Here is a 14,486-nt window from a genome sequence, read left to right as displayed (position 1 = left end):
ACGGGTTCTCAGTCGAACCAGATTCCCAGCTCGCGCGCGGCGGACTCGGGGCTGTCGGAGCCGTGCACCAGGTTCTGCTGCACCTTGAGGCCCCAGTCGCGACCGAAGTCGCCACGGATCGTGCCCGGTGCGGCGGTCGTGGGGTCGGTCGTGCCTGCGAGCGAGCGGAAGCCCTCGATCACGCGGTTGCCCGCGAGCCGGATCGCGACAGACGGGCCGGAGAGCATGAACTCGAGCAGCGGCTCGTAGAACGGCTTGCCCTCGTGCTCGGCATAGTGCTCGGCGAGCAGGTCACGGTCGGGCTCCACCAGGCGGATGTCGACGAGGGCGTAGCCCTTCGCCTCGATGCGGGCGAGGATCGCGCCGGTGAGGCCGCGAGCGACGCCATCGGGCTTGACGAGGACGAGGGTTTCTTCGGTGGCCATGTCATTCACTCTCTGTGTCTGAGATCTGCGTGGTCTGAGTCTCGGTCGAGGGCTCGACGGGGCGTCGTGCGTCCAGTCGGGCCCCTCCGATGGTCGCATACGCCCACATCCCGCCGAAAATCAGGACGACGAGCAGGATGGAAGGGACGAAGAACGCCGACAGCGCGACGAGAGCCTGGACGACCCACCCGGCGGTGAGCGCCCACGGCTTCGTGATCATCCCCGCGATCGCGATGCACGCGAGAGCGAGCACCGCACCGGCGACGATCGCCCACCACTGCTCGACACCGTCGGGGAGCTGGCGCAACCCGAAGATCGTGAGTCCGACGAGGAAGACCACGATCGCCTCGAACCCCAGCACGACGGGTGCGAGCTTCTGCACGAGGGTGCGCGGCGGGCGCGGACGACGCGCTGGTGCGGCATCGGCGCTCATGCGCGCCACCCCGCCTTCCAGTCCTCGTCCTGCGCCAGCGCGATCGCCTCTCCGGCGAGCACCACCGAGCCCGCGATGATCACCGCGCGTCGGTCGGAGGAGGCGGCCCACTCGCGCGCGGCGTCGGCGGCGTCGGCGAGAGAGTGGTGCACGGTCGCCCGCTGGCCGCTCTGCTCCACGAGATCGGCGATCGCATCAGCATCGCTCGCTCGATCCGAATCCGGAGCGGTGGCGAAGACGTGTGCCGCCCTCGGGGCCAGCTCGGCGACGATGCCCGCGGCATCCTTGTCGGCGAGCACACCGAGCACCAGACCCCACTCGTCGAAGTCGAAGCTGTCGTCCAGTGCCTGCGCGAGCGCCTTGGCGCCGTGCGGGTTGTGCGCCGCGTCGACGATCACGGTCGGCGCGATGCCGAGCAGCTGCAGTCGGCCGGGAGAAGTGCTCTCCTGCAGGCCCGCGGTGACGATGTCGGCCGCGATGCGCTGCGTGGCGCCCCCGATCAGCGACTCCACCGCGGCGACAGCGAGGGCGGCGTTGTGCCCCTGATGCGCCCCGTACAGCGGGAGGTACTCCTCGGTGTAGTCCCCCGCCAGGCCACGGATCGTGAGCAGTTGCCCACCGACCGCGAGTTTCTGCTCGGTGAGACCGAACTCCTCGCCCTCGAAGGCGATGGTGGCGTTGCGCTCCGCAGCCACCCGGCGCAGCACCTCGGCGGCCTCAGCGGGCTGCTGAGCGGACACCACGGCGGCGCCCTCCTTGATGATGCCCGCCTTGACCTCGGCGATCTCGGCGATCGTACTGCCGAGGCGGTCGGCGTGGTCGATGTCGATCGGCGCGAACACCGCGACGTCGCCGTCGGCGGTGTTCGTGGAATCCCATTCGCCGCCCATGCCCACCTCGAGCACGAGCACATCGATCGGCGCGTCGGCGACCGCGACGAATGCCAGCACGGTCAGCAGTTCGAAGAAGGTCAGCGGAGCGTCACCGGCTGCCTCGAGCTCGGCGTCGACGATGTCCACGAACGGCTCGATCTCATCCCACGCGTCCGCGACGGCCTCGTCGGCGATGGGCTCGCCGTCGATCATGATGCGCTCGGTGAAGCGCTCCAGGTGCGGACTGGTGAACAGTCCGGTGCGCAGATCGTGCGCACGCAGAAGGCTCTCGATCATCCGGGCCGTCGACGTCTTTCCGTTGGTGCCCGTGATGTGCACGACGCGGTACGTGCGCTGCGGGTCGTCGAGGAAGGCAAGGATCCGGGCGGTGCGCTCCTTGCGCGGCTGCACCCAGCGCTCTCCCGCTCGGCTCAGCAGTGCCTCGTAGACGGCATCCGCCCTGTCAGCAGCACTCATGCTCCCGCTTCCATCCTGGTCACGTCGATCGTGAAGTCGCCGATGTTCGCATACGTCCCGGCGGAGATCACAGCGGAGAACTCCGGCGTCGCGCTTCCCGCACCGGCGAGGACCGCACCGTGACCGAAGATCGAGTCGCCCTGCGCATCGATCACGAAGTACTCCTCGGCGAGGGTCTCCGCAGCGATGCCTGCCAGCTCGAACGCCGAGACCACGGCCGCGGTGTCCGCATCGTCCTGGAATCGGAGCACCAGCCGGATGCGGTCGCTCACGTCGAAGTCGGCGTTCTTGCGCGTCTCCTGCACGGCGCGGATCACATCTCGAGCGAGCCCCTCCGCCTCGAGCTCGGGGGTCGTCCTGGTGTCCAGCAGCACGAAGCCGCCGCTCGGCACGATGGCCAGAGCCTCCCCCTCCGGGCGGCCGGTCGTCTCGAGCACGAGCTCGTACTCCGACGGCTCCAGCGCGATGCCGCCGGCTGTGATGACGCCGGCTTCCTCGGTCCAGTCGCCCGCGCGTGCGGCCTGGATCGCCTTCTGCACGTCCTTACCCAGACGCGGACCGGCCGCGCGGGCGTTGACGCTGAGGCGGTGCGCGATGCCGTACTCCGCTGCGGTGTCATCGGCGAGCGCGACGAGTTCGACCGACTTCACGTTGAGCTCCTCGCGGAGGATGTCCTCGAACTGCCCGAGCGACGCCGCGAGAGGCGAGACCACGGTGAAGCGGGCGAGCGGGAGACGCACACGCAGCTTCTCCTTCTTGCGCAGTGCGTTGCCCACGCTCGACAGCTCGCGCACGGCGTCCATGGCGTCGCGGATCTCGTCCGCTGCGGGGAACTGCGCCTCGTCCGGCCAGTCGGTCAGGTGCACGCTGCGTCCACCGGTCAGACCCTGCCACACGCGCTCGCTGATGAGGGGCACGAGAGGCGCTGCGACGCGGGTGAGCGTCTCGAGCACGGTGTAGAGGGTGTCGAACGCCTCACGGCTCTTCGGGTCTTCCGTCACGCCCGTCCAGAAGCGATCGCGCGAACGTCGGATATACCAGTTCGTCAGCACCTCGGCGAAGTCGCGCAACCGCGCGGACGCCGTCGTGGAGTCGAGACCCTCCAGGTCGGCACGCACCTCGCGGACGAGGTCACCGAGACGAGCGAGGATGTAGCGATCGAGCACATCGGTGGAATCGGTGCTCCACTGCGCCTCGTAGCCGTCAGCTCCCGATGCATTCGCGTAGGTCGCGAAGAAGTACCACGAGTTCCACAGCGGCAGCAGGAACTCGCGGACCCCGGAGCGGATGCCCTCCTCCGTGACGATGAGGTTCCCTCCGCGCAGCACGGAGCTCGAGATCAGGAACCAGCGCATCGCATCGGAGCCGTCGCGGTCGAGCACTTCCGATACATCCGGGTAGTTGCGCAGCGACTTCGACATCTTGTAGCCGTCGCTGCCCAGGACGATGCCATGGCAGCTGGCCCCCGTGAACGCGGGACGATCGAACAGCGCGGTCGAGAGCACGTGCATGACGTAGAACCAGCCGCGGGTCTGGTTGATGTACTCGACGATGAAGTCAGCCGGCGCGTGAGTATCGAACCATTCCTGGTTCTCGAACGGGTAGTGCACCTGGGCGAATGGCATCGAACCCGAGTCGAACCACACGTCGAAGACGTCTTCGATGCGGCGCATCGAGCTCTTACCGGTGGGGTCGTCGGGATTCGGCCGGGTGAGATCATCGATGTATGGCCGGTGCAGGTCGACCTCACCCTGTGCGTTGCGCGGCAGGGCGCCGAAATCGCGCTCCAGCTCCTCCAGCGAGCCGTAGGTGTCGACGCGCGGGTACTCGGGGTCGTCGCTCTTCCAGACCGGGATCGGCGATCCCCAGTAGCGGTTGCGGCTGATCGACCAGTCGCGTGCGCCCTCGAGCCACTTGCCGAACTGTCCGTGCTTGACGTTCTCCGGCACCCAGGTGATCTGCTCGTTGTTGGCGAGCATGTCGTCCTTGATGTCCGTGACGCGGATGAACCAGCTCGACACCGCCTTGTAGATCAGCGGGTTCCGGCAGCGCCAGCAGTGCGGGTACGAGTGCTCGTAGCTCTGCAGGCGGATCAGACGGCCGTTCTCGCGGATCAGCCGTACGAGGGGCGTGTTCGCGTCCATCCACAGCTGGCCGGCGACGTCGGTGACGTTCGGGAAGAAGCGCCCGCCATCGTCGAGCGACAGGATCGTCGGGATCCCCGCAGCACCGGCGACCCGCTGGTCGTCCTCGCCGTAGGCCGGAGCCTGGTGGACGATGCCGGTTCCATCGCTGACGGTGACGTAGTCGTCCACCAGGATGCGCCAGGCGTTCTCGGTCCCGTAGGTCTCGGCGTCGGCGTAGTAGTCGAACAGCCGGTCGTAGGTCACGTCCTGCAGGTCGGCACCGCGCACCGTCGCATCGACGGCGGCCAGCGCGTCATCGGCACTCTCGTAACCGAGGTCCTTGGCATAGCCTCCGATGAGCTGCTTCGCGAGCAGGTATCGGTGGGCCGACGCCTCGACAGCGGCATCCGTCGTCCCCGCGGCCTGATGCACGTCCGCCGCGCCGTGAGGTCCGGCTGGCAGCACCACGTACTCGATGTCGGGACCGACGGCGAGCGCGAGGTTGGTCGGGAGAGTCCAGGGCGTGGTGGTCCATGCGAGGGCACGGACGCCGGTGAGCCCGAGCGATTCTGCCTTGGCTCCGGTCAGCGGGAAGGTCACCGTGACCGAAGGGTCCTGGCGCATCTGGTAGACGTCGTCGTCCATGCGCAGCTCGTGTGCGCTGAGCGGGGTCTCATCGCGCCAGCAGTACGGGAGCACCCGGTATCCCTCATAGGCGAGGCCCTTGTCGTACAGCGTCTTGAACGCCCAGAGCACGCTCTCCATGTAGCCCAGGTCGAGCGTCTTGTAGCCACGGTCGAAGTCCACCCACCGCGCCTGACGGGTGACGTAGTCCTGCCACTCGTGCGTGTAAGCCAGGACCGAGCTCCTCGCCTTCGCGTTGAAGACATCGATGCCCATCTCCTCGATCTCGGCCTTCTCGGTGATGCCGAGCTGCTTCATCGCCTCGAGCTCGGCGGGAAGCCCGTGCGTGTCCCACCCGAAGACACGATCGACCTTGTGGCCGGTCATCGTCTGGAAGCGCGGGAACACGTCCTTCGCGTACCCCGTGAGCAGGTGGCCGTAGTGCGGAAGGCCGTTCGCGAAGGGCGGGCCGTCGTAGAACACCCACTCCGGCGACCCCTCGCGCTGCGCGATCGACGCGCGGAAGGTGTCGTCCGCTTCCCAGAACGTGAGCACCTCCTCCTCGATCTGCGGGAAGCGAGGGCTGGGCGCGACGGAGTCGGCGGCGGGGCCGAAGGCGGAACGGGGGTATGTCATCGTGGCTCGCAGTGGTCGTCGTGGCGGATGCTCATGCGAGGACGACCCTCACGGACCGCGGTACCACCTCGCGTGCCGCGCCCTGCGGCGCGACCACTCTCACTGCGGCTGTGACGGGCCTGCCCCGCTCGGTTCTACTGAGCGCGGCCCGAAGGTCACGCCGTTCTTCCGAGAGCTCCCCGGTGATGGCCGGATCGATGCTCGTCCCACCAGTGTACGCGTGCCCACCGCTCCCCGGCGCATCGCCTTCCCGGATGGCGACCGCGCACGGCCGCGCGCGATGTCGTCGGCCCGCCCTACGCTCGGAACATGGCCCGCACCTCCGACTCCCCCGCGTCTCCACGCGTCACGGCGCCCGATCTGCCGCCGGTGCTCGAACCGGCTCGGGCTGCCCGCAGTGCCGACCTCGTCGCCGCTCGACTCGATCTGGCCGGTACCGTCGACCTCGCCTATTCGACGGTCGAGCAGTGCGCCGTGAGCGCAGACGCCGATGCCGTCGACCTCACCGGGGCATCGGTCGTCGACGTCGACATGTCGGGGGTGCGCATCGCCTCGCTGCGCATGCGCGACGCGGGTGTGCGGCGAGTGCGGATCAACGGCGGCCGCATCGGGACCCTCGACCTCAGTGAGGCGCATGTCTCGGAGCTCGACCTGCGCGATGTGCGCATCGACTACCTCAACCTCGGTGCGGCGAAGGTCACCGATCTCGAGATCACAGGGTGCGCCATCCGCACGATCGACATGCCGCGGGCCGAGCTCACGCGAGTGCGCTTCACGTCCACATCGAGTGACGAGGTGGACTCGCGGGGCATGCGGGCGAAAGACCTCGATCTGCGCGGGCTCGACGCTCTCGGCTACCTCGACGCCAACAGCCTGCGCGGTGCCACGCTCACCTCGTTCCAGGTGCAGCAGCTGGCACCCGTGCTCGCCGCGGGAATCGGCATCCTCGTCAAGGACTGACGGCGCCGCTCGCGTCGATCAGCTCTCTCGTGAACGGGTGCTGCGGTGCCGCGAACACCTCCGACGTCGGCCCCTGCTCCACGATCCGGCCGTCCTGCATCACCAGCACGTCATCCGCGACCGATCCCACGACATCCAGATCATGGGAGACGAGGATCATCGTCAGCCGGCGTTCGCGCTGCAGCCCGGCGAGCAGACGCAGCACCCGCTCCCGCACCGAGGGGTCGAGCGCGGAGACGGGTTCGTCGAGCACCAGCACGTCAGGATCTGCGGCGAGGGCACGGGCGATGGCCGCCCGCTGCCTCTGTCCGCCGGAAAGGACACTCGGACGTCTGCCGGCCAGTGCGGGAGCCAGGCCGACCTCGGCGAGAAGTTCGACCACCCGAGCAGGGCGCGCGGTGCGGGGCACACCACCGGCCTCCAGCGCTTCCTGCAGCGATCGACCGATCGTCCAGCGCGGGTCGAAGGCGCCGAGCGGATTCTGATGCACCAACTGCACCCGTCGCGGTGCGTTCCACTCCACAGCGCCGTTGTCCGGGGCATCGACACCGACGATCATGCGGGCGAGAGTGGTCTTACCCGATCCCGACTCCCCCACGATGCCGAGCGTCCGCCCGTCTCTCACGACGAACGAGGCATCGACGACCGCTGGCACGGTGCCGAAGCTCCGTGACACGCCGTCGACTCTCAGCACCGATGCGGAATCCGTCGGCGTAGCGGTTCGGGGTTCGTGGATCGTCGCGGCGATGAGCTGCTTCGTGTACTCGTGTCGAGGGTTCTCGAGCACATCGGCCACCGGACCGGACTCCACGACCACGCCGCTCCGCATCACCAGGACACGATCGGCGATCCTCCGGACCGCTGCGAAGTCGTGGCTGATGAACACGAGGGCCGTCCCCGCGTCGGTGATCTCACGCAGCAGTCCGAGGATCCGCGCCTGCACGGTGGCGTCGAGCGCGGTGGTCGGCTCGTCCGCCACGAGGACGGCCGGGTTCGCGGCGAGTGCGGACGCGATGAGCGCACGCTGCCGCAGACCTCCGGAGAGTTCGTGCGGGTGCTGTCGCGCGCGGCGCTCCGGTTCGGGCATCCACACGCGCTCCAGCAGCTCCCGCACACGTGTCGCTCGCGGCGCCCGCCCCCGGACGACCCTGTGGAGGAGGAGCGGCTCGGCGATCTCCGCCTCGATGCGCCGCAGGGGATCGAGGGAGACCAGCGCGTCCTGGGAGATGAGCGCGATTCCCGATCCGCGCACGCCCCTCCACGCCCGATCGGAGAGACCGGCGACATCCCTCCCGTCCACCACGAGCCCGTCCAGGGTGACGTCAGCGGCTGCGGGAGTCAGCCCCAGCAGGGCACGCGCCGTGAGGGACTTGCCGGCGCCGGACTCCCCCACGATCGCGACGCACTCACCGCGGTCGACGGCGAAGGACACGTCATCCACGACCTGCTTCCCGTCGAACGAGATGCGGAGTCCTCGAACCTGCAGTGCAGCGTTCATCCTGTCCTCCCGTCTGCGCGAGCCCGAAGGATTCGCCCGATGACGGTGGCCGAGACCACGGTCAGCGTGATCGCGACGCCGGGGAAGAGGGAGATCCACCAGGCCTGGCCCAGCACATTGCGGCCCCCGGCGAGCATCAATCCCCACTCGGGCGTCGGCTCTGAGGGACCCAAGCCCAGGAAGCTGAGTCCCGCGGCCGCGAGGATGCTCGAGCCGATGCCGATGGTGGCGAGCACGCTCAGCGCACCGAGCACGCCCGGCAGCACGTGCCTGCGGAAAGCGCGCCAGCGCGGGACGCCGAGGATGCGCGCGGCTTCGACGTGCTCGGTGACGCGGAGCGTCTGGGTCTGCACGCGCGCCAACCGGATGTACACCGGCAGGGCGGCCAGGGTCACCGCGATCGCGATGTTCACGGGTCCCGGTCCCAGCACGGCGACGACGACCAGCGCGACCAGGAACTCGGGGAACGCCATCAGCACGTCGTTCACCCGCATCACGGTGGTGTCGACGCCCCGCGGTGCGACCCCGGCGAGCGCGCCGATCATGAGCCCGAGGACCAGAGCCACCCCGGTGGCGAAGAGCCCGATACCCAGCGATCTCCCCGCGCCGTGGACCACCCGCGAGTAGACGTCGCGCCCGCTCTGATCGGTGCCGAAGAAGTGCTCCGCGCCGGGCGGCAGCAGGGCGGAGCGGACATCGGTCTGCAGTGGATCGTGCGTGGCGAGGACGCCGGGCCAGAGCGCCGCGAACACGATCACGGCGCTCACCACGATGGCCGACCAGAGGAGCACAGTCTGCGCGCGCCTCATCGGGTGCTCCGGTCACGTGCTGCCCTGATACGCGGGTCGATCAGGGGGTGCACGATCTCGACCAGCAGGTTCACGGTGACGAACACCACGGCGCTCAGGAGGATGATCCCCGTGATGACCGGAAGATCGCGGTCGCTGATCGCCGCGAGCGTCACGCGTCCGAGACCGGGTCGGGCGAACACGGTCTCGACCAGCACCGCTCCGCCGAGGACGGAGCCGGTCAGATAGGCGGCGAGCGTGACGGCGGAGGCTGCGCCGTGACGCAGTCCGTGCCGGAGCGTGAACCACGAAGGACTCGCCCCACGCGCGCGCACCGTCTCAGCGAACGGCATGCGCTCGGCTTGCACGAGGCCGTCCCGGAGCACCTGACTGAGCAGCGCGGCCACCGGGAGCGCGAGCGTCACCGCGGGGAGGACGATCGTGGCGGGGTTGCGGGCTCCGGAGACCGGAAACCACCCCAGTCCGAAGGCGAAGACGCTGAGGAGGACCAGTCCGATCCAGAACACCGGAGACGAGAGCACCACCAGCTCCACCGCCGCGGCGGCCGTGCGTCCTGCATCGCCGCGTACGAGGACGGCGACCCCGACGGCGAGCACGACGGCGATCACCAGTGCGAGCGCGGAGAGCTGTACCGTCGCTCCCAGCTGGCGTCCGATCACCTCTGTGACCGGCATCCGCAGCTGGTACGACTCCCCCAGGTCCCCGCGGGCCAGCTGGCCGATGAAACCGAGGTACTGCTCCCACGGCGGCCGGTCCAGTCCCAGGTCGGCGCGGATGCCGTCCTTGACCGCCTCACTCACCTGTGCCTGAGGTCCCAGCATCACCGACACGGGATCTCCGGGGATCACTCGGAACGCGAGGAATGCGACGGTGGCGGCGCCCCACAGGACGATGACGACGGAGGCGATCAGGCCGGCGATGCGGACGAGAGCAGCCTTCACCACCCGTGCCCTCCGCTCAGCCGGCGGTTCAGCCGACGGTCACATCGTAGAACAGCGGACGGCCGTACAGGTCGTACTCGACGCCCTCGACGCGGTCGCCGACGGCCGTGATCGCCGACGGGCTGTACAGCGGCACGATGGCGGTGTGCGTGGCGTTCCACTCCTGCAGCTGGGTGTAAAGCCCGTTCCGCGTGTCCTGATCGCTCGTCGCGACGGCCTGTTCCAGCAGCGCATCGATCTCGGGGTCGCTGACCTGTGAGGCGTTCTGGAACCCGTCGGTGTGCAGATGACTGCGCAGCAGGTCGGGGTCGACACCGGAGAAGCCCCAGTCGGTCAGGTCGAACGTCTTCGGCTCGTACTGCTCGTTGTAGGCGCCCGGTTCGAGCACCTCGCGCTCGACCTCGAAGCCGATCCCCTTGAGGTCGGACTGGATCGCGTTGGCCAGCGCGGCACGGTCGTCGGGAACCGGAGTCCAGGCGATCCAGCGCACCGAGAGGCGCTTGCCGTCCTTCAGGCGGATCCCGTCGGTGTCGCGGGCCGTCCAGCCGGCCTCGTCGAGGAGCGTGTTCGCCTCATCCTGGTCGAACGGCCAGCTGCCCTCGAGGGACGCGTCGTAGCCCGGAGTCGTCGACCCGAGGATGCTCCACGCCCGCGAGAACTGCCCGAAGTAGATCTCCTCCACCGCGGCGTCGATGTCGATGCCGCGGGCGAACGCCTGACGCACCTTCTCGTCGGCGAAGACTCCGTACTTCTCGTTCAGATACAGCGAGTACGGCAGACCCGGGTACTCGATCGAGTCGACCGTGACGCCGTCGCCGAGGTCCTTCGCGAGGTTCGGCGGGATGTTGCTGGCCAGGTCGGCTTCACCGCTTTCGACGACGCCCGCGCGCACAGACGCCTCCGGCTGGATCTCGACGCGCAGGGTCTCGAAGTTCGGAGCCTCAGCGTCGTGCGGGCCCCAGGCGTAGTCGTCGTTGCGGGTGTAGACGATCTCCTGGTCGGGCGTGTACTCGGTGAGCTCGAACGGGCCGGTGCCGACGGTGATCCCGGGGCCGCCCGCTTTGAGCTTGTCGGCCGACTTCTCCAGCACGGCAGGCGAGTAGAAGCCGAGCTGCGGCGTGCTCGCCGCCTGCAGGAACGGCGCGTAGGGCTGCGTGAAGGTCACCTTGACGGTGTGATCGTCGACGACCTCGGTGCCGTCGTAGAAATCGGCGCCGAGCATGCTGGCTGCCTGGGCCGACGCGGTCTCGGGGTCGACGATGCGGTCGAAGTTCGCCTTGACGGCGGCAGCGTCGAACTTCTCGCCGTCGGTGAAGGTCACGTCGTCGCGGAGCGTGAAGGTGTACTCCGTGCTGTCCGGTGAGACGTCCCAGCTCTTCGCGAGCCACGGGCTGAACGATCCGTCGTCCTCCTGGAAGACCAGGGAGTCGAGCACCGCCCGCTGCACCATGCCGGAGACATCGAGCTGGCTGACCTGCGGATCCATGTGCCCTGCGGACAGATTCGCGCCCTCGATCGACCACACGAGCTCCCCGCCCTCCCCATCGGCGCCGGGCGCAGCACACGCACTGAGTACCAGCGCAGCGGCGGCGGTGAGCGCCGCGAAGGGCAGGAGACGGCGCACAGATCTTGCGGGCATGACGGTTCCTCTGGACGAGCGGGTCGGGGTCCCTCCATCCTACGGCTGATTCTTGGACGGGGTCGATCTGCGCAGGCGACCCGTCACCGTGACGCTCGGTAGACTGTTCGGCACACCCCACACTCAGGCACGCTCACACAGTGCCGCATACATCGCTCGAGGAGACCTCCATGCCTGCTTCCGAAACGGCGCAGAACCCCATTCCCGACAAGCCAGCACTCGAAGGTCTCGAAGCGAAGTGGGACGCCGCCTGGGCTGAGCAGGGCACGTACCTGTTCGACCGTCTGCGCGCCGCCGAGCTCGGCCGTGAGGGCGTCTACTCGATCGACACCCCGCCGCCGACCGCCTCCGGCAGCCTCCACATCGGCCACGTGTTCTCCTACACGCACACCGACGTCAAGGCGCGGTACGAGCGCATGCGCGGCAAGACCGTGTTCTACCCGATGGGCTGGGATGACAACGGCCTGCCCACCGAGCGCCGCGTGCAGAACTACTACGGCGTGCGCTGCGACCCGTCTCTCCCCTACGACGCCGACTTCACCCCTCCCTTCGAGGGCGGCGACAACAAGTCGAGCCGGGCTGCCGACCAGCGGCCGATCAGCCGCCGCAACTTCATCGAGCTGTGCGAGCGCCTCACGATCGAGGACGAGAAGCAGTTCGAGGCCCTGTTCCGTCAGCTCGGGTTGAGCGTCGATTGGACGCAGACCTACCGCACCATCTCCGACGACACGATCCGGCAGAGCCAGCTCGCGTTCCTCCGCAACATCGAGCGCGGCGAGGCATACCAGGCCCTCGCGCCGACGCTGTGGGACATCGACTTCCGCTCCGCGATCGCGCAGGCTGAGCTCGAGGACCGCGACCAGCAGGCCGCGTACCACACGATCGAGTTCCCCTTCGCTGACGGCTCCGGCTCCATCGCGATCGACACCACGCGCCCGGAGCTCCTCCCGGCGTGCATCGCGATCGTGACCCACCCCGAGGGGCCGCACAAGCACCTCATCGGCACCAAGGTGCGCACGCCGTACTTCGGCGCCGAGATCGAGATCCACGGCCACCACCTCGCCCAGCCCGACAAGGGCACCGGTGCGGCAATGGTCTGCACCTTCGGCGATGTGACCGACATCATCTGGTGGCGCGAGCTGCGCACCACCGCCGGCGAGTCCCTGCCGAACATGACGGCGATCGGTCTCGACGGCCGCTTCCTCGCCGAGGCGCCGTCGATCGTCACAGACCCCGACGCGCGTTCCTGGTACGTGGAGAACGTGGCGGGCAAGACCGTCTTCAGCGCCCGCAAGGCGATCGTGGAGAAGCTGCAGGAGACCGGCGACATGACCGCCGTCGGCAAGCCCTTCCAGCACGCCGTGAAGTTCTTCGAGAAGGGCGACCGCCCGCTCGAGATCGTCTCGACCCGGCAGTGGTACATCCGCAACGGCGCCCGCGACGGCGAGCTGCGCGACCAGCTCCTCGCGCACGGAACCGAGCTGGCGTGGCACCCCGACTTCATGCGGGTCCGCTACGAGAACTGGGTCGGCGGCCTCACCGGCGACTGGCTCGTGTCCCGGCAGCGGTTCTTCGGCGTGCCGATCCCGCTCTGGTACGCGTTGGACGAGAACGGCGAGCGCGACTACGACCGGGTGCTCACCCCGGATGCGGCCGCGCTGCCCATCGACCCGACCACGGATGTCCCGGCGGGCTACACCGAGCAGCAGCGCGGGGTGCCGGGCGGGTTCGATGCCGAGGCCGACATCCTCGACACCTGGGCGACGTCCTCCCTGACCCCGCAGCTCGCGGGCGGCTGGCAGCGGGACGAGGAGCTGTGGCAGCTCACTGCTCCGTTCGATCTGCGCCCGCAGGGACAGGACATCATCCGCACCTGGCTCTTCTCGACCATGCTGCGCTCCACGCTCGAAGACGGCCGCACCCCATGGAAGAACGCCGCCATCTCCGGCTTCATCGTCGACCCCGACCGCAAGAAGATGTCGAAGTCGAAGGGCAACGTCGTCACCCCGGCCGACGTGCTCGACACCCACGGCTCTGACGCGGTGCGGTACTGGGCGGCCTCGAGCCGACTCGGCATGGACGCGGCCTTCGACCCGCAGAACCCGACCCAGGTGAAGATCGGCAGGCGTCTCGCCATCAAGGTGCTCAACGCCGCGAAGTTCGTGCTGTCGTTCCCGGTGCCCGCGGGCGCGCAGGTGACGCACGCGCTCGACGCCTCGATGCTCACGGCGCTCGACGGGGTGGTGGCCGAGGCGACCGCTGCCTTCGACCGGTACGACGCGGCAAGGGCGCTGGAGTTGACCGAGGCGTTCTTCTGGACGTTCTGCGACGACTACCTGGAGCTCGTGAAGGAGCGCGCCTACAACCAGAACGACGTGGGCCAGGCCTCGGCCGCCCTCGCGCTGCGTCTGGCGCTGTCCACGCTTCTCCGCCTGCTCGCGCCGGTGCTCTCCTTCGCCACGGAGGAGGCCTGGTCGTGGTTCGAGGCGGGCTCCGTGCACACCGCAGCGTGGCCCGAGAAGCTCGGCATCGAGGGCGACCCGGCCGTGCTGGCCGCCGCGAGCGAGGCGCTCATCGGCATCCGGCGCGCGAAGACCGAGGCGAAGGCGTCACAGAAGACCCCGGTCTCCCGTGCCGCCATCGCCGCTCCCGCAGCGAAGGTCGAGGCCCTGCGCGCCGCGGCGGACGACCTCCGCGCGGTCGGCCGCATCGCCGAGCTCGAGATCACCGAGGCGGAGGAGTTCGCGGTCACCGCGATCGAGCTCGCCCCGGTCGAGGCCTCCTGATGCAGCTCGGCACGCGCTGGGCCGCGGGTGCACAGCCGCCCGCCTCCGTCCCCGAAGCGCTGCGTCCCGCCATCGCCGAGGTCGAGTCCCAGGGCCTCACCGGCCACTGGACCCTCACCTGGCTGGAAGGGCGTGCGATCGCCGAGCTCGACGCCGGCTGGGAGGTCCTCCAGACCGCGTCCGGTGAGGTCGTCGCCCGCCCGTTCGCCGACTGAACCGGGCCCCGCCACCGGGACGAGACCCCCTGACACCCGTGCGGA

11 protein-coding genes are annotated in these 14,486 nt (G+C 69.0%); 3 read left to right on the top strand and 8 right to left on the bottom strand.

Annotated features, from left to right (window positions below; all coding sequences use genetic code 11):
• Positions 1-8: 8 nt before the first annotated feature.
• From ndk to ileS, 4 genes are read right to left on the bottom strand one after another with little or no spacing between them, the layout of a single operon-like run.
• Entirely contained in the window at positions 9-425 is a 417-nt protein-coding gene (ndk, locus tag FFS56_RS03395) for a nucleoside-diphosphate kinase (RefSeq protein ID WP_017830321.1), read from the bottom strand.
• 1 nt (position 426) lies between these two features.
• Positions 427-858, bottom strand: a complete 432-nt coding sequence (locus FFS56_RS03390; RefSeq protein WP_218867904.1) for a DUF4233 domain-containing protein — start codon at positions 856-858, stop codon at positions 427-429.
• Positions 855-2,207 (bottom strand): folylpolyglutamate synthase/dihydrofolate synthase family protein, encoded by a 1,353-nt coding sequence (locus FFS56_RS03385; RefSeq protein ID WP_127012104.1) that lies wholly within the window; start codon positions 2,205-2,207, stop codon positions 855-857. The genes FFS56_RS03390 and FFS56_RS03385 overlap by 4 nt, the downstream gene beginning before the upstream one ends.
• Positions 2,204-5,593 (bottom strand): isoleucine--tRNA ligase, encoded by a 3,390-nt coding sequence (gene ileS, locus FFS56_RS03380; protein ID WP_046749247.1) that lies wholly within the window; start codon positions 5,591-5,593, stop codon positions 2,204-2,206. The genes FFS56_RS03385 and ileS overlap by 4 nt, the downstream gene beginning before the upstream one ends.
• A 309-nt stretch (positions 5,594-5,902) precedes the next feature.
• Between ileS and FFS56_RS03370 the strand changes: the two genes are divergently transcribed.
• Positions 5,903-6,553, top strand: a complete 651-nt coding sequence (locus FFS56_RS03370) for a pentapeptide repeat-containing protein (RefSeq protein WP_127012102.1) — start codon at positions 5,903-5,905, stop codon at positions 6,551-6,553.
• Here the strand turns inward: FFS56_RS03370 and FFS56_RS03365 are convergent.
• From FFS56_RS03365 to FFS56_RS03350, 4 genes are read right to left on the bottom strand one after another with little or no spacing between them, the layout of a single operon-like run.
• Positions 6,543-8,051: an ABC transporter ATP-binding protein gene (locus FFS56_RS03365; RefSeq protein WP_127012101.1), complete on the bottom strand. Its 1,509-nt coding sequence runs from the start codon at positions 8,049-8,051 to the stop codon at positions 6,543-6,545. The genes FFS56_RS03370 and FFS56_RS03365 overlap by 11 nt on opposite strands.
• Positions 8,048-8,860, bottom strand: a complete 813-nt coding sequence (locus FFS56_RS03360) for an ABC transporter permease (protein WP_046749250.1) — start codon at positions 8,858-8,860, stop codon at positions 8,048-8,050. The genes FFS56_RS03365 and FFS56_RS03360 overlap by 4 nt, the downstream gene beginning before the upstream one ends.
• Complete coding sequence (locus FFS56_RS03355; RefSeq protein ID WP_127012100.1) at positions 8,857-9,804, bottom strand: ABC transporter permease; 948 nt, start codon at positions 9,802-9,804, stop codon at positions 8,857-8,859. The genes FFS56_RS03360 and FFS56_RS03355 overlap by 4 nt, the downstream gene beginning before the upstream one ends.
• Positions 9,805-9,829: 25 nt before the next feature.
• Positions 9,830-11,440 (bottom strand): ABC transporter substrate-binding protein, encoded by a 1,611-nt coding sequence (locus tag FFS56_RS03350; protein WP_127012099.1) that lies wholly within the window; start codon positions 11,438-11,440, stop codon positions 9,830-9,832.
• A 170-nt stretch (positions 11,441-11,610) separates the two neighbouring features.
• On the opposite strand from FFS56_RS03350, the gene valS reads away from it, so the two are divergent.
• Together valS and FFS56_RS03340 are read left to right on the top strand one after the other, a co-directional pair.
• The gene (valS, locus tag FFS56_RS03345; protein WP_137772073.1) at positions 11,611-14,226 is read left to right on the top strand and encodes a valine--tRNA ligase; all 2,616 of its coding nucleotides are present in this window, start codon (positions 11,611-11,613) and stop codon (positions 14,224-14,226) included.
• On the top strand, positions 14,226-14,441 hold the full coding sequence (locus FFS56_RS03340) for a hypothetical protein (protein WP_046749254.1): 216 nt from the start codon (positions 14,226-14,228) through the stop codon (positions 14,439-14,441). Before valS ends, FFS56_RS03340 begins: the two co-directional genes overlap by 1 nt.
• Positions 14,442-14,486: the final 45 nt, after the last annotated feature.

The sequence above is a fragment of the Microbacterium sp. Beta genome, assembly GCF_005502545.1.
GTDB lineage: Bacteria > Actinomycetota > Actinomycetes > Actinomycetales > Microbacteriaceae > Microbacterium > Microbacterium oxydans.
Note: the sequence above shows the minus strand (reverse complement) of the source record. Positions and strands in the feature narration are given on the sequence as shown.

Excerpts from the sequence above, each read along its gene's own strand:
- ileS (WP_046749247.1), bottom strand. The coding sequence starts at position 5,593 with ATGACATACCCCCGTTCCGCCTTCGGCCCCGCCGCCGACTCCGTCGCG.
- FFS56_RS03350 (WP_127012099.1), bottom strand. The coding sequence starts at position 11,440 with ATGCCCGCAAGATCTGTGCGCCGTCTCCTGCCCTTCGCGGCGCTCACC.
- valS (WP_137772073.1), top strand. The coding sequence starts at position 11,611 with ATGCCTGCTTCCGAAACGGCGCAGAACCCCATTCCCGACAAGCCAGCA.
- FFS56_RS03370 (WP_127012102.1), top strand. The coding sequence starts at position 5,903 with ATGGCCCGCACCTCCGACTCCCCCGCGTCTCCACGCGTCACGGCGCCC.
- FFS56_RS03390 (WP_218867904.1), bottom strand. The coding sequence starts at position 858 with ATGAGCGCCGATGCCGCACCAGCGCGTCGTCCGCGCCCGCCGCGCACC.
- FFS56_RS03385 (WP_127012104.1), bottom strand. The coding sequence starts at position 2,207 with ATGAGTGCTGCTGACAGGGCGGATGCCGTCTACGAGGCACTGCTGAGC.
- FFS56_RS03365 (WP_127012101.1), bottom strand. The coding sequence starts at position 8,051 with ATGAACGCTGCACTGCAGGTTCGAGGACTCCGCATCTCGTTCGACGGG.
- ndk (WP_017830321.1), bottom strand. The coding sequence starts at position 425 with ATGGCCACCGAAGAAACCCTCGTCCTCGTCAAGCCCGATGGCGTCGCT.
- FFS56_RS03360 (WP_046749250.1), bottom strand. The coding sequence starts at position 8,860 with ATGAGGCGCGCGCAGACTGTGCTCCTCTGGTCGGCCATCGTGGTGAGC.
- FFS56_RS03340 (WP_046749254.1), top strand. The coding sequence starts at position 14,226 with ATGCAGCTCGGCACGCGCTGGGCCGCGGGTGCACAGCCGCCCGCCTCC.